Source organism: Paenibacillus sp. NPDC055715 (genome assembly GCF_053617595.1).
Window position 1 is genome coordinate 278,991 of sequence record NZ_JBSHGA010000006.1, and the last position, 24,041, is coordinate 303,031.

The following is a 24,041-nucleotide window of genomic DNA, read 5'->3' on the forward strand; positions in this document are numbered from 1 at the left end:
GGGTAGCTCCTTGCGGTCAAAATGTTATTCCTTGTTCAGCATCTGAATAAATAGCTCCAGAAATGTCTCGCTGTCCACCTGTCCGCACACGTTCATGTTTGGGCTATGATGGAGACGGTTCTGCACATCGACATACATCAGCGAAGTTTCCACCAGCCTCGAATTCAGTGCCACGCCTACGGCAAGTGGATCATGAAGCGCACACGCTTTTACTCTGTTACGTTCCTCATAACGCTTGGTATAAATGGTGGTGCTTTCAGCCACATAGCTGCGAATCGCCCGGATCAGTGAGACGGGCAATATGGTCCGCCGTCAGCAGCGCCTTCCGTGTTACATCCAGTCCCACCTGTATCAACCGCCCAAATCCGGCATGACATACGATCCGCGCGGCTTCCGGGTCAGCATACATTCTTTTTTCATTATTGGGCAACTTCCCGGTTCCAGCGATCCGTCCATTCCTTGATATGGCCATTGACGAATTTCATATCCAACTTGGTCAACTTGTTTACCACATCTGTACCATATGTAATTCCTTCTGTATCCGCACCGGACAGCACCACCTGGGTATTCACCGGAGAATCAACCTTTGCCTTAGCAGACTTCTCTTGCACTTCCTTACTCAACTGCCAGTTGATAAATTCCTCAGCCAGTTCTTTTTGATCGGAGCCTTTAACCACGTTGATCGTGTTCATTACTGCATAAGCACCTTCACTTGGAGATACAAATTTCGCTCCTGGCACAGCTGCTTGCAAATCTTTGAAGTACATCTCCATAATCGGCCCGCCCGCGATTTCCTGCTGACTGAACATGTTGACGAACTCGGATGTTTTGCTATAAAACTTAACCATATGTGGACTCAGCTCTTTCAGTTTCCCGAATGCCTGGTCTTCATTAAACTCTTTACTACCCGCTACCTTGGAGGCCGCATCTACGACCATCGGTCCAGCCGTAGACGTAATGTTCGGCAGAGTCACGTTTCCTTTGAACTCACTGCCCCACAGGTCAGCCCAAGAGGTCACATTCTTTTTCACCAGTTCCGGGTTGTAAGCAATACCAAGGCGGGCAATCGTATAAGCAGGACCATATTCCTCACCCAGCGGTGCTTTGGCAATATCATAAATTTGATTCAGGTTCGGCATTTTGCTGCGATCCAGCTTTTCAAACAAACCCTGTTGAATCCCCTGTTGGGCATAATAATCAGACAAATAAATCAGATCGACATCTGTGCTTCCTTGACTAATTTTGTTCAACCGTTCTGCGTTATTCCCAATCTCTACTACAATATCAACATTATGTTCCTTTTCAAAAGGCTCGTACACTTCTTTGTTAAGGAAGTCCTCGGAGAAGCCCCATGTGGAAATGATTAGCTTCTTCTTGCCATCAGCCGAGCTGCTTTTTCCATTTTCCTGACCTCCGGTAGCATTGCTGCCGCAGCCTGCAAGCACAACAGATGCCAAGGTCAAAACCATGAACCCTTTAAACCATTTCCTCATTTGAAACTCCCCCTATTTATTCATTCTGCGAACCTGATAAAACAAAAAAGAAAAGTACCCTTGTATAAACAAGAATACTTTTCTTCGTAAACAAAGAATAAGTTGATCCCGCTGTGCGTTACAACAGGTTCTCCCCTCAGATAGATCCGAAGCGAAAAGCCGAATATCCAATTGTATTAGGATACTTTCAATATGATGTTCGTGATTGCCCACTGCGTTGCCGAATCATAGTCGCGCAGTAGAGCTTCAATATCGAGCCCCATATCCTCAATCAGCTTCTCGCGAAGTCTCTTCTTATACAGCATGGACATTCGAAAATCCACTTCCAGCTTCAAGCTGGGAGCTTCGGCTTCCAATGCCGCCGAGCGTGGAGAACGCCGGTGCTTTGCCACAAAGGTAACAATGTTGTTCTCAACGGTGGCCCGCAGTAGCGTGGTCCCGAAGCCGAACAGTTCCTTTGAAATTTCGTTGTAAATCTGACACATTCGCTTCTTGCCTTCATTACTTTCGAGCAGCGTCATAGACCCACCCTCATCAGCATATTACGTACAATCTACCTTTTAATACGTTCGATTATACATAAATATATGCTAAATAGCAAACAAAATCCCTAATTAAATAGAATATGGCGCGAAAAAGCGAACAATATGTCGAACTTTGTGGAACAAGCACCATTTCCTATGACCAGACGAAACTTATATTAACCGCAGTGCAGGGACAGATCAAAGTAGATTCTGGTAAAGCAGACACAGCAAAAGATTTCCTCGGATTGACTGTGGTTGGGGGAACCTTCTATTACCATTGTGATTCCCACTTACATTTTTCCCGATGATCATTCTCTTCCATTTCATGGATATATCGTTTCAATTGCTCCTTATGCTCGTCTAACTCCTGCATCCTTACAGTTGTTCCTTGGAGAAAAGCCTCCATTTTACGTGTTAATTCTGTAGCTGATTCGCCTCTCCACTCATGCAGACGATCATATATATTTCTCATCTGCTGCTCCTGAAGCTGAAGTCTTTGCTTTAGCTGTCCGCACTGCTGTACAGCCCTCCGCAGATCCCCCAGACTCACAGATATTCTGCTCATTTCTCTTACCCCCTGTTATCTGCTTCTAGATGTATTGCTTGTAAAATGCTATTGATCTATCATGGTAAATTCCTGACCCTTGCGATCTATATATTCCGCTATCTCCGTTATCGATTCCTGATACCAACGGTTAATCCGATCTAACGCGGCCGTTGCACTATGCGCAATCGGGGTCAGATACCGACTCTCACTTGTCCCGATATGTGCCTGAAATGACTGGATAGATGCCCTTGTGTCGCTAGAGAATCCGTGCAGGCTGGAACGCATCTGGTTAGCCGCATGCTTTAGCTCCCCAGTTGTTAATTGAATTGTTCCTCCATTTTTTTGCCCCCCCAAATAAGCCCCACCATTGGAACGGCCACTCTGTTGTCCTTCTCCTATAATATTCACTCTTAACGCAGTAGCAGCAAGCTGCCCGAATGATCCCATTTGTCCACCATAGTGTTCAACCAGATCGCCCATGACTTCTTTGAAGTCTGCCTCCGCCGCCAGCCTTTGTTCGTATGCTTGCAGCCGCGGATTAAATTTCACCAATTGTCCGTCTATGGTGTACAATGGATTGGTGATATTGCCGTTTTTATCAAACGTAAAGTGCGCCATTCTATGCGTGTGCTCTCCACCTAATAGAGAGTTATAGAACTTGGTAAATGCATCTTGCTGCATCATAGGCAGTGTGACTGGAACATATACAGTTGGGGACCACTTAGGGCCAAAAATAAGTCTTTCCCATTCGTTTTTTCTTTCCATGGGAATTGAAACAGGAATAGTAACCTTAGCTACATTGGCAGTATTGTAATTTTTTCCAATATAATAAGTTTCTCCTACATGTCGATTAGCACTTGTTTCCCCTCCACCAATTGTATCTCCTGGATGGGCAAAAGCCACATTTGTTTTCTTGAACTCTCCTGCTTCTACCCTAGTTTGAAGATCTTCTGGTAGTAGGTGTACAATGCCGGGAGCATTAAAGCTCACAGATGATAATTCGTTTCGTACCGCAACGTACTCTGCTTCGGCTCCTCCAAGAGAATGGCCTGTTGTAGAGATTTCAGCAAATGGGTACTTTTTCTTCACTTCATCGTATAAGTTTTGGGCATGCGTGAATTGATTATTTTGATACTGTGCCTCATATTGTTGAAATGAACTTTGTACCTGTGGAGGAAAGGTTTTTACCTCTTCCAGATTATTTACATAATAATCATGAATTTGACTCAGAGTTTTTTCCCGACCACCTACGACATCGTTAACATCCGTTCCCCAGTCCATGGCCACACTCCACTTGGGGCGATCCGGCGGTTCTGTCCCCCTATAACCTATAATGACCTGATTGGTTTTTTCATTGTGGAATACAGTCGCATCGAATCCAGAACCGTTCGTGTCATGTAATAGTTTCTCATCCAAATTAACAGCCTTCCAACCGGGAATGTGATCATTTCTATAAGTGTTTGGAACAATATTCAAATCGTAAGCTTCATTCGATATGATCCAGTAGGTTTCGTCTTTAACGTATTGCAATTTTTCCCCACCTTGTCTAAATAGCTGATATATTATAAAATTATAAAAAGATATTATTTCCATTATAGGAGAAAAGAAATTTGAAAAATAAAATTTGGATTTCTGCTCTTACCTTGATAACCATCCTTGTAGGAATCTTTTATTACATGAAATATACGGCGAATGCAGAAAAAGAAGAATACGTCAGATCTGGCATATCCATTGGAAAAGAATACATTAAGAAATATTATAATGCCGAGTTTATATACAAAAATTACGACTTTATTGGCGGCTATGTTAACTCTACCGTTTATCTTCGTGGCTATATAAAAGAGCATGAAGGTCAAATCATTTCAATAAATTACGACTATGAGAAAAAAGAGGTTCTCTACGTGACTGGACCTGATTGGTTCATCGACAGTCGGAATCCCAAAAAGGACGTATCTGTTCCATAAAATAAGATTCACTTTTCTCAGTAAATAAGATCACTCTTCCATTCTCAGGAAGCAGTATCATTATAATGTATTATGTTTATTTCGAGCATCCATCGGAATACAAATGAGAACAAACTCGGAGGGATTGTATTTTGGGTTATATGACTATAAAAAGAAAAAATCGTGGATGTTACAGGACTAGGTTGGTTGATTGACAGCCAAAAGCCCAAATAAGGCTCCTTAGGAGCCCTATTCAGTCGTCGCTAGACACATTTAACGTTCTTCACTTTTGATGCTATGCTGAGTCACATGAATAAAAGGATATTCGCCTTTGCTTATTTTACGTTTCCATTCTTGAATCATATCTTCTTGGGTTGGCGGTTTCTCACTCACGATTGCTCCTGTAGTTACTTTAGCCATGCGTTTACCCTCTCTTGGTGGTTTTAGCTATTGCGTCTTTATCTTTTCTCCAGTCATTTTGATGTTACCATCCATTTCTACCAAACTCGTTTTACATTTTAAACCGATGGCATCCTTCGCTGTGACTTGTATAGTGTTACCCGCATTGAATACTAGGTTTCCATCGGCCTTCACCCGGATGTCCTTTTTACTCCGCAATTCAATTCCATGGTCATCCAGCAGTCGAATCACCACTTCATCGTCGTTCCCCGTGATTAAAATTTCATTTTTCTCAAAAATAATGGCTTTGCGGTACTTCGTCATAAATATTTTCGTCGACGGGTCCTTAATAAAGTCGCCCCCTTTGAACTTCTTTCGGATTGAATGGGTTACAATGGCATCTTTTTCGTTATGGGTCGGAAAGTAGATATCTACAAAGTCAAAAAGCTCCGGCATGCAGTACCACCCCGTATTTCCTTCCGATGTATAAAATGTAGCATGTGGAAAAGTACAGGTTTCCTTCACATTCGGCTTGACCTTATCCATTTCATAAAAGAATACCTTCACATGATCCTCTTCAATTCCAATCACCTTCGACTTCAATGACATGCCTCGAATACTCTCGTTTAAGATCAATTCCTGCTTCATTCCATCTGATGTAGTTAACACATATTCATGCCACAAGGCACTGTGTCGTATAAAGGCAACAGACTGCAAGACGTATAAGGCTTTCCCTTTGAATTTGACCTCAGCTCCAATTTGTAGCACATCTTTCGCTCCCGTCGTTTGCACTTTATAATACAAAAGATTGTCATCCTTGCTTGCCCCTGGTTTGGTCTTTCGGGTCATGGAGTAGTTATACTGTTTCAGCTCACCTTTATTGACACCATCGGGTAATCCAAAATAAAACTGCGGGTTTTCTCCTATCGGATCAGGTATCAGTCCCCAGCCAAGCCGAGACGCTATACGTTTCAGAAACGACCAGTCCGTCTCATCGAATTGCATCGTAAATTCCTGTAAAAGCTGATCTTTTAAGCGACTCGTACAATTGGCTTTAGGATATGATTTGAGTACATGTTCGAGCAATGCCTGTACCTTCATTTTCACATTTTGAAAAGATTGTCTATGAATTACCTCATCCAGCTGGCTTGTACAGGATAGGGCTTCGACGACCCAATAGGCTACATTGGACACCGACTTGATTCTGAACTGCGTGACTAATCCTATGAACAATACCATCTGTTTCTGATCATCATTCACATAAGAAACAACCAACTTAGCTCCTGCCTCCATATGATCTGTGTACTCTTCTATTTGAGTACCGGTTAGCACGCCCGTCAAAAAGACTTTCACATGCTCATTCATCTTCTGTACAACTTTAACTTTCGGATTTTGAAGAGATAGAACAGCCCCGTTATACTTTATGATTGGATATCCCATGTTTCTGCTCCTTTTCTCAGCTAGTTTACGTGTATCCGTTGTTTGCTTACGTATTGAATGACATTTTGAAGTGTTCGGTTATGGCCTGTTTGATTAATATTCTTATCCAACTCAGGCAGGGTAGTGTACGTATTGTCCTTTTTCTGAAAGTAAATCCCCGCGACAGGCAGTGTCTCTATCCCGTGTGCATTAACTCCGGTGATATAATCAGCAATAATAACAATATCCGTACGTCCATCCTGATTCAAATCCTTAAAGCTTACTGCTTTGATTCTATCAATCATCTTACCGTTGTTACCATAAAATTCGGGGAATTCGTACAGAACCTTGTTTTCCGCATGCTTCCCGCTGTTAGCTTCCAAAAAAAACTTTGCTTGTATCAGATCATTCGTATCCTCATCTTTCAAAGTGGATATAAACTTTACTTCTCCCCATCCATTAAGAGTGGTGGTAAATGATTGTTCCCTTTGAATAGTATATGGTTCCAGATCAGGGTCGGGCTGAGCATCTTCATCTACATAATCAGCGCTACGTTGCTGCTTTACGGATTTCTCCATGTTATATTCAATGAAAATATTATCTACTTTCTCTGTTTTAGTATCCCAATGAATACTCAAATGCAGGCCATTTTTGGAGTAAAGCAGACTTCCATTTGTTATGACACTGGGTTGGCCGTAGAGCTGCAGTACTTTGCCAAGTGTATCACCGATTTTCAATCCTCTTTTAGTTTCAAACTTGGGATTTTCCAAGCTCACGGCTACTAAATAGCTTTCACCATCAACCGGTTCCTCCCCTTCAAATTCGATCTTAGATAAAACTACAAATCGAATTTCTGAATCTAAATAGTTAGGATAAGATAAGTTCCATCTTCTGTAGGTTCCATTCCCACTAATATATCCCCGATTGAAGCTATCGTATCCCTCACTGTAACCCCACTTATGGATAAGTTCTTTTATATCCGTATTCTTATCAATTTTGTGCGACCGATATGATATTGTGAAGTCCTCATCCTGAAGGGGTTTAGGATCGGCAGATACAACATTCTTGGCTTTATCTGTTCTTTTATCTGGATAGTAGCCAGTGCTTTCATGCTTAACTTTAGCAGTAGCTGTTTTCCCATTGTTATAAGTATTGATGTCTGAAAGACTACATGCGGTTACTCCTAAAGCCAAAAAAATCAATATAATAAAATAACCGTAGCTTGATTTGTACACTTCTTTTCCTCTTTTCGAATTTTAACTTATCGTTTTCCCGTTACCGTCCACTCATAATTTGGATTACCACGACTATCTTGTGCATTTTGTAGTGCCTTGAAGGTAACAGCAGGAAGTTTTATACCTTCTGCGCTAGCAATATTTTGAGCTGTGCTTTTACTAATACTTGATAGATATAAATCATAATTATCAGACTCTTTATTAGTTAGTTTGTCATAAATGGATTTTACATCTCCGCCCCATGTACCATGACCTGCATACGGCCCATAATCTACTCTTTTCGAATTCATTCTTACAATCGGGGTTATCCAACTACAGTATTGATATATATCACCTTTACCTTTAATCCCCTCCAAGTTGTTGTTTTTAACTACAGCTCGTCTAAATTCCCCGCCATAGTAAATATATCCCAACATTTTACCGAATATTAAATTATGTGCCTTCACCAAATCCTTTGCATAATTAGTCTCGACACCATGCTGACCATCGGCTGCTCGATTCGTACTGCTCGTATTAAAGCTTCCCGTCCCTTCCTGTATAATAATAGCTAACAAAAGGCGTGGATCAAGCTGAATATGATACGTTTTTTCTATACTTTTTGTAGCTTCCCACAAACTGTGCAGCTTTTCTTGATTCCATTTCTGTTTAATAAATTTTTTTGAATGCTTTTTGAAATATTTCTCAGCTTCAGAACTACCGTTATACTGGAACTCAGCAGGTATCCATTTCCCAGCCGGGGTATTTACATTTTTTGTAGGTTCATCCTTCGGTTCGTTGGTAACTGGTTCTTCTAATGGTACTTTAGTGCTCGTATTAATCAGACCCAACTTCTCTCGTATAGCTCGTCCCGCTTCCTCAGCAGCCAGCTTTTGCTTGATATTCCCGCTTGCCTCAGCAGTCATCCAGCGAACGGTTTCTTTTTGCATTTGCTCTTGGGCCCATTTGGGCATCGTCGCCATTTCGCGGAGCTTGCTTCGAAGTCCCTCTGCCAGCTTTTGCGCTTTCCGCATGCCGGCTTCGTCACCGTTGGCTTGAGCGATATACCAATCCTCTTTGTATTTACGCATCCAGGTCTGGGCCCAATCAGGGTAATTCAGTTTTTGTTTCTTTTGTTCTGCCGCCAGATCAAAAGCCTTTGCTTTCCTGTGTGCATTAGCAGTTGTTAAAGCTTTCAACATAGGTGTTGCACCAAACGTTGGTTCTTTCCACTTCATATGTCTTCTCCTTTGTTAGGAATGCTTAGAAGAATCGTATCTCCGACATACACGTATCGTGATATTTGCTTCCTTTCTCTACTGCCTCAATCGTTATTTTCACAAATGAGGTATGAACGGCACCATCAGGAAATTCGTTACTTAAAAAATCATTATTTACCATCATGGTCTGCCCATTCGAGAACTCCAGTTTCATTCGTTTAACTCTATTATTTGCTTGGAAAGCATTAGATGACTTAGCTAGGCCATTGATGAGCTCAAATCCCTTTAGTTCTTGCATAGAGCCGAAATCAATTTTGATCCACTCCCCAACACCATCTCCCTTAACTCCTTCGCACCAAGCTGTGCCTGCATCTCCATCCATGATGTTTCGAGCAGCATAGGAGTTCCCTGCTTGATCCGGAAGTGTAGAAGAAGCAACGATTTTCTGTGCCGGGATGCTTTTTCGATATTTCATTAAATCCGTTGTTGTCTGTACCCAATGTGTAGGGGACACGTTATAGCCTATCCTGTGTAATACATTGGAATATATTATAGGCAGACCTGTTTGATTATCACGTTGTCGCATCTCACCCTGTGAGTTTAAAAAAGCAATCCTTTGGTTATCTAAGGTTAAAACAGGGTTATTAGAAAATTCTGCCAACACTCTCTTCTTTCCGTCATTTAAATTCAGCATGTACCACTTTTTGTCATCATAGGAGCGATAAACTATTTTATTATTATAAAGCCACTGATAAACCTGCATTGCCTTGGCCACTGTGATTCGTTGAACCTCTTTATTCACCATCAGATCAAAAATAAATAGAGTGCCATTATCTTCAATACATAATTTTGAACTATCCGGAGAAAACACACTATATCCAATGGATTCTTCCGAACCAGTAAAGTTGGAAATAGATAGTTTTTGAGTGACTTGTCCCTGAACATTGTATTGAAAAAAATCTCCATTCTTGGTGTACACACATTTACTTAAATCCGGTGATATTACGACGTTTTCCCTATCAGGTATATTAAATTCATACAACTTTTTATATGTGGATAAGTCATAAATAAAAATGGCACTGTAATCTATCATATGTGTATATCTACTCAGAGCTATAGTCCTGCCGTCACTAGAAAATCGCATTATTTCCAGCTCACTTCTAGGAAAATCTTCTTTCTCACTTGCGTACAACCGATCAATAATATCAGTTGTATCAATAAACGTATTACCCGTAGGATCATCCATATTAGCTAGATAATCCATAGGCATATTTCCATTTTCCGCTTCAAACAACAACCAGTTTATGGGCCTTTTTGCTGGAGGAAGTCTCTTGGGCTGAGAGACAGAAGCATGATTTTCATTCTGCTCCTGCGCTTTTTGGCCCTCATTCGATTGTATACACCCGCCTAGCATGGAAAAGATCAAGACGAACAAAGCAATTTTATTTATTAGCACCGCAATTTTTTTTCGTTTCCTACAACTAATCACAATAACTTCAGCTCACCTATACAAGTATTTGGGAGATCCGCTCCCTTTTTAACTTCTTGGATGGTAATCTTAACGAAAGATGTTCGTATAGGTTCATCGAACTTGAAACGTGTGTCATTGTTCTCAAGCACTGTCGATTGTCCATCTGAGAAATCGAGTTCCATTTTTTGGATGGTATTCATGTCTAAATACTTATTGTTAATCCGTAGGATGCCGTCGACCATCTCTATACCTCTGACCTCTTGAATTGAACCTAAATCTATAGTTACCGATTCTCCTACTCCACCTGTCTTAGATCCTTCACACCAAGGGGTTAAATTATTATCGTCCGTTAAATTGCTCACGCTAAAAGAAAGATTCCCCTGATTAGATAGTGTAGAAGAGGCCGTAATTTTTTTCACTTCGACTTTGTTGCTATACTTCATATAATTGGTTTTTGTATTGATCCACTGTATTGGTACTACCCAAGTTCCTTCTCCATTTACAATGGACGAAATATCTTCTTTTTTCCCACTGGCTATATCGACCATGAACATTTTTACAACCTCATCATCTGCCAGTACTAGTTTTTTTTGATCTGGAGATAGAATAAAATGGCCCCCATTTTTAGTTATAAACTGTACCTTTCCAGTGGGTATATCTAGTGAATAAATATCGCCTATGAAAGTATTATCATTTTTATAAGTAGTAAAAATAAGTTGGTTCCCCTGACCCCATTGCATAATATCCGCGACATCAGTTCCTACAAGCAGGCGCTTTGTACCACTATTGCCAGACAGATCAAGCACTACGATCCCTGGCTGATCATCCACAAAATAAAACTTGGTGTTATCTGGTGAAAACACTCCCTGCCCTTGGAAAATATTACTCACGTCTGCTTTGCCTTTTCCAGTCTTCACTTCTGTAGTTCGCTTACTTATTGCATCATATAAATACAAATGCCCGTTCAATGCATATAAATATTTACTTAAATCAGAAGAGATAACAGGATATTGAGCAGCTGGCGGCAATTTAAACTCTCGTTCTTTTTCTCCCGCATCCAAATTATACACTTCAATAATGAGTGGATCATCTGGTTGCTCCCCATAAACATCTCTTGTAATTGCCATACGACTGCCGTCACTTGTTATTTTCCCGACATCTACATGTGAGCCGTGATATTTTATACGTTCTTCCCGAGTTTGCATGGTGTCAATCAGGTCGTCGATACGAATATTAGCTTTTCCAGTAGGATCATCTAAATTGGTTAAGAATTGAACTCGATCTTCTTCGCCTATTTGACCATTTAAAAGCCATCTTGCCTTCTTTTCAGTCCCCTTTGCAGCATCCTGATTTACCTTAACTTCATTACTTGATGGTATATTGGGGGACTGCGAAGACGTAACAACGTCCCCCCCTGTGGTTGCTGTACAAGCAGACAACAGCACTGAAAATACAATAATCAAAGCCGCTTTTATATAACGCATGATTTCTCCTCTCTTTTACACTCTCTACGAAGTCCTTCTACCAGATCAAAAGCCTTTGCTCTCCTGGGTGCACTAGCCGTAGTTAAAGCTTTCAACATAGGTGTTGCACCAAACGTTGGTTCTTTCCACTTCATATGCCTTCTCCTTTGTTAGGAATGCTTAGAAGAATCGTATCTCCGACATACACGTATCGTGATATTTGCTTCCTTTCTCTACTGCCTCAATCGTTATTTTCACAAATGAGGTATGAACGGCACCATCAGGAAATTCGTTACTTAAAAAATCATTATCTACCATCATGGTCTGCCCATTCGAGAACTCCAGTTTCATTCGTTTAACTCTATTATTTGCTTGGAAAGCATTAGATGACTTAGCTAGGCCATTGATGAGCTCAAATCCCTTTAGTTCTTGCATAGAGCCGAAATCAATTTTGATCCACTCCCCAACACCATCTCCCTTAACTCCTTCGCACCAAGCTGTGCCTGCATCTCCATCCATGATGTTTCGAGCAGCATAGGAGTTCCCTGCTTGATCCGGAAGTGTAGAAGAAGCAACGATTTTCTGTGCCGGGATGCTTTTTCGATATTTCATTAAATCCGTTGTTGTCTGTACCCAATGTGTAGGGGACACGTTATAGCCTATCCTGTGGAATACATTAGAGTATATTATAGGCAGACCTGTTTGGATGTCTCGTTGTTGCATTTCACCCTTCGAGTTCAGATAAGCAACCCTGCGGTTATCCGAGGTTATAACAGGAGACGCAGTGGCTTTCATTAGTAACCTCTTCTCCCCAGTCCTGATATTGAGCACATAAGCCCTATCATTATCGTATGAAGAAAGAACCAATTGATCGTTATACAGCCACTGTTCAACCTGTATTCCTTCTATTCCTAGCTTGATTTGTCGGATTAGCTTGTTCTTAGACAAGTCATAGATCAATACATTATGTTTACTATTTACAAGGGCAAATTGGTTACCGTCAGGTGAAAACACTGGAAGATCGAGATAGTGACCATCATTTAAACGCCCCAATGCTTCAGTTTTCTGTCTCTGGTTCATATAATAAAAAAAGGCAGCATCCTCTGTGTAAACACACTTACGCAAGTCAGGAGACATAACAGCGTAGTCCCTATTCGGCACCTTAAATTCATACATTTTCTTTGTGGTAGATAGATCAAAGATTTTGATGATTAAATAATTCAAATCCTGCGACTCTCTACATAAAGCGATGCGCCTGCCGTCATCCGAAAACCCAGCCAGATACAACTCAGATTCAGGATACGCTTCACCTTCACTTGCATGTAATTTACCTATAATGTCATCTAAATCAATATAGGTATTACCTGTAGGATCATCCATGTCAGCTAAAAAATCCATAGGCATATTTCCATTTTCCGCTTCAAACAACAACCAATTTATGGGCCTTACTACTGGAGGAAGTCTCTTGGGCTGAGAGACAGAAGCATGATTTTCATTCTGCTCCTGCGCTTTTTGGCCCTCATTCGATTGTATACACCCGCCTAGCATGGAAAAGATCAAGACGAACAAAGCAATTTTATTTATTAGCACCGCAATTTTTTTTCGTTTCCTACAACTAATCACAATAACTTCAGCTCACCTATACAAGTATTTGGGAAGTCCGCGCCTTTTTTCACTTCCAGGATGGTAATTTTAACGAATGATGTTCGTATAGGTTCATCGAACTTGAAACGTGCGTCACTGCCCTCAAGCACTTCAGATTGCCCATCCGAAAAATCAAGTTTCATTTTTTTGATTTTACTTACGTCTAAATACTTATTATTAACCCACATGATGTTATCGGTTATATCTATACCTCTCACCTCTTGAGTCGAACCCAAATCTATAGTTACCGTTTCCCCTACTCCGCCCCCCTTGGTTCCTTCACACCAAGAGGTTGAATAATTTCCATCCGTTAAATTGTTCACGCTAAAAGAACGTTTCCCCTGATTAGGTAGCGTAGAAGAGGCTGTAATTCTTTTCACTTTAACCTTGTTGCTATACTTCATATAATTGGTTTTTGTTTCGATCCACTGTATTGGAGCCGTGCGTATTCCTTGGTTTTTAGTAAAAGAGGATATATCCTCCTTTCTTCCATCGCTCAGATGAACCAGATACATTTTTGAAGCTTCATATTCTGCGGACAGCGCCAATTTTTGATCAGGGGATAGTATAAATGGTGCCGTACTTTTAGTTACCCACCTTTTTTCTCCGCTCTCTATATCCAATGAATAGACATCTTTTGTGTAATTGTCGTCCTCTTCAGAAATTGTATAAATTAATTTATCTTCTTGATCCCATTGCAAGAGCGAAGCCCTAGATCCTGTAAGTAAACGTTTTGCTCCACTAATACCGGACAGATTCAGCATGATGATACCTGGTTGGTCACTTTCTTCAAAACAGAATCTAGTGCCATCTGGAGAAAATAATCCTGAACTAATGATACCTAAATCTATTTTACGTTTCCCAAGGTCTATTTTTGTCGTTTGCCTCTTTACTGCATCATATAAATACACTTGCCCATTCAACCCATAAAGATATTTATTTAAATCAGGAGAGACTACGGGGTAAGCCGTTGAAGGCAGTTCTAACTCGGACTCTTTTTTTCCTGAGTTCAGATCATATACCTCAAGAATGTGTTTCTCGTCCCCTTCTTCTATATCAGAGATTGTTCTTACGATCGCCATTCGACTTCCATCATTTGATACTCTACTGACAGTTACTTGGGAGTCGCGATATTTTATTCGCTCTTCTTTAGTTTGCATCGCATCTACCAAGTCATCGATTCGTATATAGGTCTTCCCTGTAGGATCATCCAAATTGGTCAAAAATTGAGTCGGATATGGGTCTTCTTCTCCATTTAAAAGCCACCGTGCTTCTTTTTCAGTAACATTTCTATTATCTTGTGTTACCCTGTGTGATGATATTTCTTGGGGGTGAGGAAACGTGACAGCTTCCTCTCCTTTAAACCCACTACATGCCGATATAATGGCTACAAAAGTAATAACCAGTATGATTTTTATAGAATTCACTCTCTCACCACTTTCTCATCCGTTCTCAATAAAGCCTACCCATTAATCAGGTCAGTGCTATTTTCTCTTGAGCGAATAACTTGGAATCAAATATTATTATGACGTTTATACTACTTGCTTACTTTCTTATTTGCTAATTATTGAGCCATCATCTTGTATAATACGTCTAACTGCTATAACGTTTGTGTATATAAGACCATAGCCCTCTCCCCAATTAGCGTTTAATTTATCTATTGTTACATTGTGAGAAGGCTTGTGATCGTTCTTCATTTCGTCACGAGTCTGTGCACGACCATGCTCGTGAATGAACTCTCCATCTCCAATATATATTCCAACATGATCTACTCTGAATTTGGATTCGGTTTTCCCCGCACTCCCCCAATCAAATAAGATTAAGTCACCTAACTTCAGATTTTTATAATTTCCCCTAGAGCGTAAATTTTGGTAGTCAACCTCTATCCCCCGATGGATTTGCTCACTTGTAGTACCGCCTATATACACATTTAATATAGTCGAGTACACTGAGGAACTAAAATCAGAGCAGTCCATATATTCAGGAGGGTTATTGGGATCAAGCTTCATCGTTTTAATTTTAGAATCCATACAGTAAGGGATTCTGCCTAAAAACCTCTTGGCGAATTCTACAATGGCTTTCCTTTTCTGGTCAGCAGAACTGTTGGATGGTGTGGGCTTCATTTCCTCATTTGCTTTGTCCTTCGTCGGCTTTTCAGGAGTAGTCGGCGTCTTCTTGCCCGGTTCCGGTTCCGTTGTCGTCGTTGTCGGAACAGTTGGCGTTGCAGTCTTATTAACTTTAGGCCACGGAAGAATGCCATTGGCTACCTGGTGCAGGTACACTGCGAGCACATCACGGCCATAGCCCTTATTCTCCAGACCGTACTTTTTCGCAAAATCATGCAATGCGGCGTTAAGCTCCTGATCCCAATCCCCTGTAGTCGGCAGCTTGTACGAGAAGCTGTCTGGATATTTCTTGGCCAGCTTGTTCAAATTCTCTCTCGCAAGCAGGCTGTTCACGCCATATTTGCTCCGCAGAGCAGCCGCTTCCTTGGCGATAGCCTTTTGATCGTCTACGGTCAGTTTATGCGCCGCATCCGCGTATTGCCCAGACAACTCCTCCAACCGATTCGCATGGAGATAGGAGTTGGCAGAATGCCCGCGAATCAGTTCGTTGATTAGTACATTGTCGCGCAGCTGGTTGGCGAGAAGATGCATCTGCTTTTGCTTGGCTTTATCGTTGGCTCCATATGCTTCCCACCACTGGGACGTGTATTCATGCATTTGCGCTCTGGCCCAGGCAGGCATACGATCTATTTCTGCCACCTGCTGACGCAATTGCTTGGCCTTGGCCGCTGCTTCCTCGACCGCCTTTTTGTCACCTGCTGCCACGGCTTTATAGTAGTCTTTTTTAAATTGAAGCAGCAAATCTTGCACCCATTGCGGATATCCCTTTCCCTTCAATTCTTGAATTAGGGATTTATAGGCTTTCAGTTCTGCATCAGGCACCTGATTTTTCATGAACTTACCAGCCTTGAGATGAAGCGTTCCATCGGTTCGGATGTAGCTGGTTTTGCATGTCAAAGACAGCTCGCGAGTAGCGGTCATCTGTACCTTTTTGCCGTGCAGTATTAAATCTGCATCGGCGTGAAAGGTAATATCGTGATGACTATACACGTGAATACCGGAAGCAGGATTTAAGCGTACAAGTATCTTTTCTTTCTGGGTGGAGAGAGCTGCTTCTTTGTCATCGAACCTCGCTATTTTTTGAGTTTTGGTATGGAACAGCTTTCTTTCCGGCTTGCTGATTTCATCTCCTTTGTGGTCTCTCTTGCGAAGAGATTGAACCACATGAGCATCCTGTTCGTTGCTCGATGGAAAATACAAATGGACATGATCCCCAAGCTCAGGCATGCAATGCCAACCGATCCCATCTCCGGTGTACATCGTCGGGTAAGAAAACCAGCAGCCTTCTACTTTGGATTGCAAAGCATCCACGGACAAGTGAAGTTTAACTGACTCTCCCTCACTGTCTAAATCAATGACTTTTCCTTCAATGGAGGCTCCTTGTATAAGCTGATGATGTATAAGTTCCCTCGGAATACCTGCTTCCGGAACAAGAACATAATCATAGGTCATGAGACCTTGCTTCATCTCTGCATGAATCTGATCAATAATCCAATGCTTTCGTTGAAATACAACGACATCTCCAAGTTCAAAGCGTTTCGTATCCTCCACTTCAGCATATGTATACCTGGGGCCTGACTTTGTTTTTTGAAGTGTAAAATTAATACTATGCAATTCACCCTTCACCTGTTCTTTCGAGGTACCTAACCATAGTCTCGGGTACACGGATGTGATCTCGGCAATCAATCCGGTTTGCAGGTGAGAGGCCATTCTTTTTAAAAACTCCCAATCACTCTCCCCATACTGAATAGTGAATCCATCCAGCTTTTTACCGTTGTCCGTCAGGTCAATAAAATCCCCGTGTGGATAGGCATCTACGAGCTCGCGGAATAATTGGTAATACGTCAAGTTGCTGTTTTGAAACGAACGATTCTTCGGTTGTTGATCCAGCAAATATGTAAAAGAGGTAGCCTCTATGTACATGTGATATACGCCATTTTTGAATCGGATGCTAATATTGGTGACGATTCCTTTAAAAATACTAACCGTCCCTTGATCTCCATCCGTCTCATATACCTCCAGCACATCCTCATCATGCGCTAAACCGTCATACTTCGCATGATCCTCATCCGGTATGAGAGCAGTGATATACACCTTGCCATGCTCATTCACCTTCTGCGTCCATTCAACATCCAGCAGCCGGACAATTTCATACGGTGCGTTCACTCTAATATTTCCATATGTCAGCACAGTGCCTGCCAGTCCCATCTTACTCCCCCATTTGTCTTTCCATGTGATGTCACTTCCTACAATCAGTAGCTATTCCTGCCCGTCTGTCGTGAATGAAATTTTCCCACACCACATGCATAAGTTCGTGGAGCAGTTCATAAGAGCCGGAGATTGATCTACGTATACATCCTTCTTTCCATTCAACCAAGGCATAGAAACGCTCGGTTTGCAGGGCTGCGGAATGATTTTTCCGGAATGACCTTTGCTTGCAGAAGAAACTGCAGGATTATGCATACTGCGGCACATTCCGAAAGAAGGGATATGCGTCTGCGGGTGAAAATCCTGAATATTCGCCTGCATTTTATCGCCAATGCTAATCCCCCTGTTAGCTGAAACACTAAGCCTTCCCGTATGGCTTCCATAGTTGCACTGTATCTGTGCCCCATCCACTACATAGCTCTCACTCATTCTCGGACTCTCCTTTGTATAGATGGCTCGCTGTATCTACCTTTTGCAATTTCAGGCCTACCAGATTGAACTTCAAAATACATTCAGCCACATCGAGATCTACGATGATCTGATGATTGGCATTCTGAACCCTGAATATCTTATGATTATCCACTGCATATTCGTCCAAAATCATTTTCCTCAGTGTACCGTCCCTATGATATTCACTAAGTGGTGATAGACACGTAAGGCTAGGCGGGCTAGCCAGCCAATACCTCGTTTGCTGCATACGCTGTGTATCGGCAAATACAATCAGCTTCCAGCTTAATCCGGCTTGATATATATCCAAGATTTCCTTTAGTTGTTCAGAAACGATAGATACCGGATGCTCTATAAAATCAATATAATCGGCATCACCAGAAACATAAAATTGCAAAATAGACTCTTCATCAGCGACGGATATGCTTTCCGCCCATTCCCATAGCTGCCTGCGATTCATCTCTACTGGATACATATAATCTGTAATACGATCATCTTGTTGAATCATGTAATATTCCATACGCTGCTGAATACACCGCCTCACTGATTCCTTTATATTCCCCTATTCTTACTTCCAAATCGTCCTCGTAGTTCAGCGCCTGGAATTCCGGTAATTGTATAGCCTGTGGAATAGCATCCTTAGCTAGCTTCACAATGTAAGCATGGAATTGTTCCGTAGCTTGAAGTAAGAAACGCTCGACATCAGGCTCAATAATTTTATTCATATAGGGTTTTCGAAGTTGGTTCAATTCATCCTCCAGTTCTCCCAGAAAGCTAAAGGCCCATCCTGCATCATAGAATCCCTGACATGGCTGGGGATCGAAGAACCAGCTTTTATCGTAGGCTTCGATGACATATTTATAGTTGCGATCCTTCAGATACGTGCGCCTCATAGAATAGGTAATATATCCGATCTTTTCCTTTGCCGCGCCTAGATCATTGGCTTGCAAGCACATCTGCTGGAAGGATTGAATGAAGGATAGCATTAACTCTTGTTTTCTTTGCTCGTATACAGACTCAACTGCGTGTAATTTCTGCTCCAGTACATCATCCGCATAGGTCTTATGGAAGTGTTCTAGGGCCTCTAGTCTATTCATAACTCCACCTCTTACCCTATTATATAGAATATTTACATGATATTACTGGTTCTATCCTCCTATTTTATTACACTATTTTCATATCTTGAGATTACATATGGATTTATGAAAATTACTGAAAATAATTATTTAATTTCACAAATGCGTAATTACATAACCAAAAACTTTTCAAGAAACGCCTGCATTAGACCTATGAAATGAAGGTTCGCGCAAGCGAATAGGTAAATTGAGCTAATCTATTCACCCGCACACAGTCGATTTGGATGTGACTAAGAATATTGGAAATCACTCGTTTACCGGAATCCCCATTCGTATGAAAAACGGTCAGGTTTACGGCACCATTTGTATTCTGGACGCGCCATCGGTGCAATTAACAGAGACAGAGCTGAAAGCACTGCATGCCATGGCTGGATTTGCTCATATATGGCCTAAAAGGGTAACAAAAACCCGTGACGGATATCGCCACGGGTTTTCATGTTGTTGATGTAATGCTATTAGGCAGTCATGTCGCCTAATAACGCTTGGGAGCAGCCAGCTTGGCCAAATCCGCCATGTACGTAAAAAAGGCTTCCGGGTCTGTGTCATATACCAGATTGACAGGGCGGCCTTCTGCCTGTTCTACTGTTCTGCCCTGACTTGGACCGTCTGCAATGACGCTGCAATGCACCGTCTTTTTCTTTACAATATCCGGACGTCCCACCGATGCGGTGGTCAGCACATCCCACAGGTAGTAGGTCGAGTTCGTCTCGCTATAGACGAGCGGCGGGCACCCTGCGTAACAGTTGCCCAAGAAATCCACGCCCTCATATCGGCGCTCAGCAGCCCAACGTTTGCGTACGGCTGGCGTTAGAGGCACTTTGCTTGTGCTTTCCAGCGCTACCAGATCAATAGTAATGCCGCTTTGCCATACCCGATAAGCTGCTTCCGGGTCCCAAAATACATTCCATTCTGCTGTACCGTCATGCTCAGGCTCCTCTACATTACCTTTTTCAAAGGTACCGCCCATCCATACCAGCTTGTCGATTTTCTCTTCAATATCCGGCGCCTCATCCAGCGCGCGTGCCAGATCGGTCAGCGGCCCAGTGAACAGCAACAGCGTTTTACCTTCGGCTCCACGTACCTTTTCGATCAGATGCTGATGAGCCGGCAGAGCAGAAAGCGGCGCTTCCATTTGTCCCGATTCATTCAGTACAGGTAATGCATCTACATAGAAGGAATGTAAACGCCAAGCAGCAGGAAATGGATTTTTACCGCGTGAATTAGACTTCGCGACTTCCACAGGTTCTTTATTTTTACCAAAACGATCAATAATTTTACGGCTGGCATCCGTCGCAGGCTCCAGGTAACCATCTGCTGGAATAACCGAGACTCCGGTCAAATGAACTTGCTCCATCTGAAGCAGCATAAACAGGGATACCAGATCATCCACTCCACCATCATGATTAAAATAAACGTTTGTCTGACTCATCTGTATATTCCTTCCTTTATCCCTGCGTAACAGGCATGTTCTCATCGGCAATCATCTTCAATGATGTCTGATCGCTTCGCTGGAGTAAATGTGCTATACTTCTTTACATCAAGAAAAGGGTCCTATATTTACCATTAATGTATAATTCAAATTTTATGCAGTTTCTTTTATAATTTTATGAGCAGTAGGGAAGAAGGTGTAGCCTATGGTATCCAATCTGAATGCATCTGGGGATGGTTTGCTTGCCATCATTGAAGAATTGCGCAGAGAGCTTATTACAAAGGCACAACATGCGGCCTTTACCGATCCTTCCATTGTAGAGCTGAGTCAACGTCTGGATCATTATGTAGTCCTTGCTCAGCAAAGAAAAAAGAGAAACTAATGCCTCTTTGCTCCCACCATACAATCCTCCCCCTCGGGTCAGTTCAACATATAAAGCACCCATTTCCCTGTCCGGTCCCGGTCCTGATCCTCAGGTTCTCCCACTAGAGCAGGGATTTTTTTGTTTACTCCGTGCTTAAGAAAGGTACAAATGTGTGTAATAACAGAGTTGGAGCAGCAAACTGCGGCAGATCTCGCCCGCAACTGAACCGTTCGCAGTCAGCTCCTGCGAATCTCTGTACTTTTTATCCTTCCATCTTCGCTCCACGCAGGCCCGTTCCTTGAAGCTGCGCCCGGTGCAGCCTTACCCAGGTAAGATCCGCCTCCCGTAAATCTGCCTTTTCCAGATTACATTCGGATAAGTCAGCTTCCTTGAATCGTATTGATGCATCCAGCGTGGCCCCGGTAAAGTCACACTTTCTCCACTCACCTTCCCAGGCATCCATCGAACCTAAAATCAGGAACTCAGCATTTCGGCAAGGACCGCTCAAAACCCCTTTTCATTTTACCCAGCAAGCCCTTCATCATCTTATGATCCTCTTTCGTAAACTCGGCCATACATGCCCGAATCAGCTTCGTATAGTAAGGCACGACCGTTGCCAGCAGCTCCCGTCCTGCCTCCTTTAGTCCGACAGTGACCATTCGTCCATCGCTCTCGTGAGCCACGCGTTCAATCATGCCATCCCGCTCCAGACCGTCGATTAGCCCCGTCATGGTTCCCCGCGTGACATTGGCCTTTTCTGCCAGCTCTGATGGTGTCATCCGGTGTGGCGCATCGCAATGCAACAGGCTAAGTACGATAATCCGGCCCTGAGAGGCACCCAGCTTGGCCAAATCCGTATCCATTTCTCTGAAAATACCGTTAGCCAAGCGCGCAAATGTCACAAAAGTCTCCATATTGTCCACTTCTGCTTCCTCTTGCCCAAAACTACGTAGTACCCCGCGTATAGAGTCATTGTGAAAATTAAAATTCATGGCCTGTCCATTCCTTCCCTGATCCCGCGTGTTCCGTCAAACGATAGCTCCTCCATTCCTCCGGCAGCAAAGAAGCATACGTCTCCTGGGCAAACCGGTCATCTATCAGAATCAGCAAGCCTTCGTCATGCTCTGTGCGGATAAGCCTGCCCCCTGCCTGAAGAACCTTGTTCATCCCCGGATACACATACCATAGTTGAATCCATTCCGTCCCTGTTCCGAAAAATAATTTCGCAGCACATTCCGCTCTGCGCCAATTTGCGGCAAAAGGGGTCGCACCGATATATGAATTGGTTCCTTCATACGATCGCTCGTTCCGGTGATAGTCCTTTCACTGTATCACGTAGACAGACGAAACGTAAGAGGCATAAGGATTTTTACATGCTAGTTTACTGGATTATCTATTCCATATACCATTTCGTTGCATGACGGATTGTAATATGAAGTGCGACACATGTTAACGGCGCTCTCGCTCCATCTTCTTAAATAACTCGGTATTCATGAGACGATCCAAACGCTTCATGTCTTTAAACCAGCCGATCACCAGAATTCTATTCATGTAATTCACCCATATTCCTCACTTTCTTGGTTTAATGTGGAGAACTGTATTACGCTGGACGCACCAATCCCCCGGCTCGACAACGTATAAGTCCTCTGTGTTAAAAGCAGCGTTGGGGGCCAATTCTTCCACAGATATCAAAAGACGAAAATGCGTGTTTAATGCAAAAGAACCGGCAGTATGCCGCGGTTCTCTCCTTCTTCCTTGATTTACTTTCACATGTTTTTGCCCTACGCTCCGTGGAGGGTGTCAAGCGCGGGACAGGAACATAGAGCGACTTGGCCGGGATGCTCTCCCTCGGTTTAGGCGCTCTTGTTATCGGCCCAAGTAACTCTTGCTTTTGACCTACGCTCCGTGGGCTGCGTGAAACGAACGACAGGAACGTAGAGCGCCTTGGCCGGGGCGCTTCTGGATTCCTACAAATACACCCTTACTAATTGTTCTTCAGCCCTATCAACTTTCTGAAGCTTACGGATAGAAACTGAATAGGAAAACATAAATAAAGGACGTCCCTTATTGCTCAGGACGTCCAAATTGAAGCGAATATTCTATTTAATTTGATCTTTCCTTACTTCGCCGGAAATAGGTACAATAATATCCGCTAATACCGTTTGACCTTCAGGTAAAGCTTGCGTTACCGACTTCCCGGCCCCTACTTTACCATATGTGACACTATGATCCACACGTTCTTGTAAAAAATAATATTCTGTTTTGTCTTCCGGTGGCCGTTTTCCTTTTTCTTTCATTTTCTTCCTCGAATCTTCTTCTACACCTTCCCAAACTAAATGTTTAACATCACCCTTTATCTCATAATAAGTAAGTAAGTTTCCAACAACATAATAATATCTCAATGCCTCTCCTTCAGGAAAAATATACTGATAATAAACGCCCTCCTTGGTATTATCAAGCGTATTTTTATCCTTAGAAGGAAGGGCTACAGCAATTTTACGTGCCGCCACCAAATTCGTACCTTGATATAGCTTTTTATATTTTTCGACTTGGTCAGCACTCCGGATAATGGCAGTATTTTCGTCCGCTTTCCACTCCACCTCTGCTTTAAAGGCTTCGCTGATGAAGCGCAAAGGCACAACAACGCGATTCTTGTTCAATTGGGCAGGCACATCCAAAGTAAGTGTTTTTTCTCCATACGAAGCTTCTTTTTGACCGATCGTTAGTACAAGCTTGTCTTTTACCCCAGGAGCATTGACAGTCACCGTCTTATTGTCCGCGTTCCAGACTAGATAAAGCTTTAGCGGCTTCAATGAGGCCAAAGAAACCATAGTCCTTCCTGCGACGGAAACAGGTGGAGCATCTGAATGTACCACCTCGCTATTGATCACCAATTGAATCGACGGTGCAGCAGAAAGCGGAATAGCAAATGTTAAGAGCATACCTAAAGTAAGCATAGATGTAAGAAAGATTTTTTTCATACCTAACTAACCTCCA

General features: G+C 42.5%; 22 protein-coding genes and 3 pseudogenes. 3 read left to right on the plus strand and 22 right to left on the minus strand.

Going from position 1 to position 24,041, the window contains the following annotated elements; genetic code table 11:
- Positions 1-24: 24 nt before the first annotated feature.
- The 5 genes and pseudogenes from ACWGOO_RS12915 to ACWGOO_RS12935 form a co-directional block, all read right to left on the minus strand.
- A pseudogene (locus tag ACWGOO_RS12915) lies at positions 25-427 on the minus strand (nucleoside hydrolase); the annotation flags it as partial.
- Positions 420-1,493, minus strand: a complete 1,074-nt coding sequence (locus tag ACWGOO_RS12920) for an extracellular solute-binding protein (protein ID WP_452483940.1) — start codon at positions 1,491-1,493, stop codon at positions 420-422. The gene ACWGOO_RS12920 and the pseudogene ACWGOO_RS12915, both read right to left, overlap by 8 nt.
- 176 nt (positions 1,494-1,669) lie before the next feature.
- A complete protein-coding gene (locus ACWGOO_RS12925; RefSeq protein ID WP_452483941.1) occupies positions 1,670-2,014 on the minus strand; it encodes a DUF2294 domain-containing protein in 345 nt (114 codons plus the stop codon).
- Between the two features lie 274 nt (positions 2,015-2,288).
- Positions 2,289-2,582 (minus strand): WXG100 family type VII secretion target, encoded by a 294-nt coding sequence (locus ACWGOO_RS12930; RefSeq protein ID WP_452483943.1) that lies wholly within the window; start codon positions 2,580-2,582, stop codon positions 2,289-2,291.
- A 48-nt stretch (positions 2,583-2,630) separates the two neighbouring features.
- Positions 2,631-4,094, minus strand: coding sequence for a lipase family protein (locus ACWGOO_RS12935; RefSeq protein ID WP_452483945.1), 1,464 nt, complete (start codon positions 4,092-4,094; stop codon positions 2,631-2,633).
- Positions 4,095-4,174: 80 nt separating this feature from the next.
- On the opposite strand from ACWGOO_RS12935, the gene ACWGOO_RS12940 reads away from it, so the two are divergent.
- Positions 4,175-4,528 (plus strand): hypothetical protein, encoded by a 354-nt coding sequence (locus tag ACWGOO_RS12940; protein WP_452483947.1) that lies wholly within the window; start codon positions 4,175-4,177, stop codon positions 4,526-4,528.
- Positions 4,529-4,780: 252 nt separating this feature from the next.
- Here the strand turns inward: ACWGOO_RS12940 and ACWGOO_RS12945 are convergent, their stop codons facing one another.
- The 12 genes from ACWGOO_RS12945 to ACWGOO_RS13000 all read right to left on the minus strand — a co-directional run bounded on the left by ACWGOO_RS12945 (position 4,781) and on the right by ACWGOO_RS13000 (position 19,212).
- Positions 4,781-4,927, minus strand: coding sequence for a hypothetical protein (locus ACWGOO_RS12945; protein ID WP_452483949.1), 147 nt, complete (start codon positions 4,925-4,927; stop codon positions 4,781-4,783).
- Positions 4,928-4,954: 27 nt separating this feature from the next.
- Positions 4,955-6,346, minus strand: a complete 1,392-nt coding sequence (locus ACWGOO_RS12950) for a hypothetical protein (RefSeq protein ID WP_452483951.1) — start codon at positions 6,344-6,346, stop codon at positions 4,955-4,957.
- Positions 6,347-6,366: 20 nt separating this feature from the next.
- Positions 6,367-7,560 carry a hypothetical protein gene (locus ACWGOO_RS12955; RefSeq protein WP_452483953.1) on the minus strand — a complete coding sequence of 398 codons (1,194 nt, stop codon included), beginning with the start codon at positions 7,558-7,560 and terminating at the stop codon, positions 6,367-6,369.
- A 26-nt stretch (positions 7,561-7,586) separates the two neighbouring features.
- Positions 7,587-8,774 carry a hypothetical protein gene (locus ACWGOO_RS12960; RefSeq protein ID WP_452483955.1) on the minus strand — a complete coding sequence of 396 codons (1,188 nt, stop codon included), beginning with the start codon at positions 8,772-8,774 and terminating at the stop codon, positions 7,587-7,589.
- A 25-nt stretch (positions 8,775-8,799) separates the two neighbouring features.
- Positions 8,800-10,212: an NADase-type glycan-binding domain-containing protein gene (locus ACWGOO_RS12965; protein ID WP_452483957.1), complete on the minus strand. Its 1,413-nt coding sequence runs from the start codon at positions 10,210-10,212 to the stop codon at positions 8,800-8,802.
- Between the two features lie 29 nt (positions 10,213-10,241).
- On the minus strand, positions 10,242-11,711 hold the full coding sequence (locus ACWGOO_RS12970) for an NADase-type glycan-binding domain-containing protein (protein WP_452483959.1): 1,470 nt from the start codon (positions 11,709-11,711) through the stop codon (positions 10,242-10,244).
- A gap of 159 nt (positions 11,712-11,870) precedes the next feature.
- Positions 11,871-13,118, minus strand: a complete 1,248-nt coding sequence (locus ACWGOO_RS12975) for an NADase-type glycan-binding domain-containing protein (RefSeq protein ID WP_452483961.1) — start codon at positions 13,116-13,118, stop codon at positions 11,871-11,873.
- Between the two features lie 191 nt (positions 13,119-13,309).
- On the minus strand, positions 13,310-14,761 hold the full coding sequence (locus ACWGOO_RS12980; protein ID WP_452483962.1) for an NADase-type glycan-binding domain-containing protein: 1,452 nt from the start codon (positions 14,759-14,761) through the stop codon (positions 13,310-13,312).
- Between the two features lie 126 nt (positions 14,762-14,887).
- Entirely contained in the window at positions 14,888-17,668 is a 2,781-nt protein-coding gene (locus tag ACWGOO_RS12985; protein WP_452483964.1) for an NlpC/P60 family protein, read from the minus strand.
- 51 nt (positions 17,669-17,719) lie between these two features.
- Positions 17,720-18,097 carry a DUF4280 domain-containing protein gene (locus ACWGOO_RS12990; RefSeq protein WP_452483966.1) on the minus strand — a complete coding sequence of 126 codons (378 nt, stop codon included), beginning with the start codon at positions 18,095-18,097 and terminating at the stop codon, positions 17,720-17,722.
- A complete protein-coding gene (locus tag ACWGOO_RS12995; RefSeq protein ID WP_452483968.1) occupies positions 18,090-18,623 on the minus strand; it encodes a hypothetical protein in 534 nt (177 codons plus the stop codon). Before ACWGOO_RS12995 ends, ACWGOO_RS12990 begins: the two co-directional genes overlap by 8 nt.
- Positions 18,607-19,212 carry a hypothetical protein gene (locus tag ACWGOO_RS13000; protein ID WP_452483970.1) on the minus strand — a complete coding sequence of 202 codons (606 nt, stop codon included), beginning with the start codon at positions 19,210-19,212 and terminating at the stop codon, positions 18,607-18,609. The genes ACWGOO_RS12995 and ACWGOO_RS13000 overlap by 17 nt, the downstream gene beginning before the upstream one ends.
- Before the next feature lie 238 nt (positions 19,213-19,450).
- On the opposite strand from ACWGOO_RS13000, the gene ACWGOO_RS13005 reads away from it, so the two are divergent.
- On the plus strand, positions 19,451-19,696 hold the full coding sequence (locus ACWGOO_RS13005; protein WP_452484023.1) for a GAF domain-containing protein: 246 nt from the start codon (positions 19,451-19,453) through the stop codon (positions 19,694-19,696).
- Positions 19,697-19,723: 27 nt separating this feature from the next.
- On the opposite strand, the gene ACWGOO_RS13010 is transcribed toward ACWGOO_RS13005, so the two are convergent.
- Positions 19,724-20,680 (minus strand): nucleoside hydrolase, encoded by a 957-nt coding sequence (locus ACWGOO_RS13010; RefSeq protein WP_452483972.1) that lies wholly within the window; start codon positions 20,678-20,680, stop codon positions 19,724-19,726.
- A gap of 205 nt (positions 20,681-20,885) precedes the next feature.
- On the opposite strand from ACWGOO_RS13010, the gene ACWGOO_RS13015 reads away from it, so the two are divergent.
- The gene (locus ACWGOO_RS13015; protein ID WP_134914548.1) at positions 20,886-21,062 is read left to right on the plus strand and encodes an aspartyl-phosphate phosphatase Spo0E family protein; all 177 of its coding nucleotides are present in this window, start codon (positions 20,886-20,888) and stop codon (positions 21,060-21,062) included.
- Positions 21,063-21,309: 247 nt separating this feature from the next.
- Here the strand turns inward: ACWGOO_RS13015 and ACWGOO_RS13020 are convergent.
- The 4 genes and pseudogenes from ACWGOO_RS13020 to ACWGOO_RS13035 all read right to left on the minus strand — a co-directional run.
- Positions 21,310-21,507: pseudogene (locus tag ACWGOO_RS13020) on the minus strand (pentapeptide repeat-containing protein); the annotation flags it as partial.
- 19 nt (positions 21,508-21,526) lie between these two features.
- Positions 21,527-22,036: a MarR family winged helix-turn-helix transcriptional regulator gene (locus tag ACWGOO_RS13025; RefSeq protein WP_452483974.1), complete on the minus strand. Its 510-nt coding sequence runs from the start codon at positions 22,034-22,036 to the stop codon at positions 21,527-21,529.
- Positions 22,026-22,303, minus strand: a pseudogene (locus ACWGOO_RS13030) (helicase C-terminal domain-containing protein); the annotation flags it as partial. The pseudogene ACWGOO_RS13030 and the gene ACWGOO_RS13025, both read right to left, overlap by 11 nt.
- 840 nt (positions 22,304-23,143) lie before the next feature.
- On the minus strand, positions 23,144-24,025 hold the full coding sequence (locus ACWGOO_RS13035; protein ID WP_452483976.1) for a copper amine oxidase N-terminal domain-containing protein: 882 nt from the start codon (positions 24,023-24,025) through the stop codon (positions 23,144-23,146).
- Positions 24,026-24,041 lie beyond the last annotated feature (16 nt).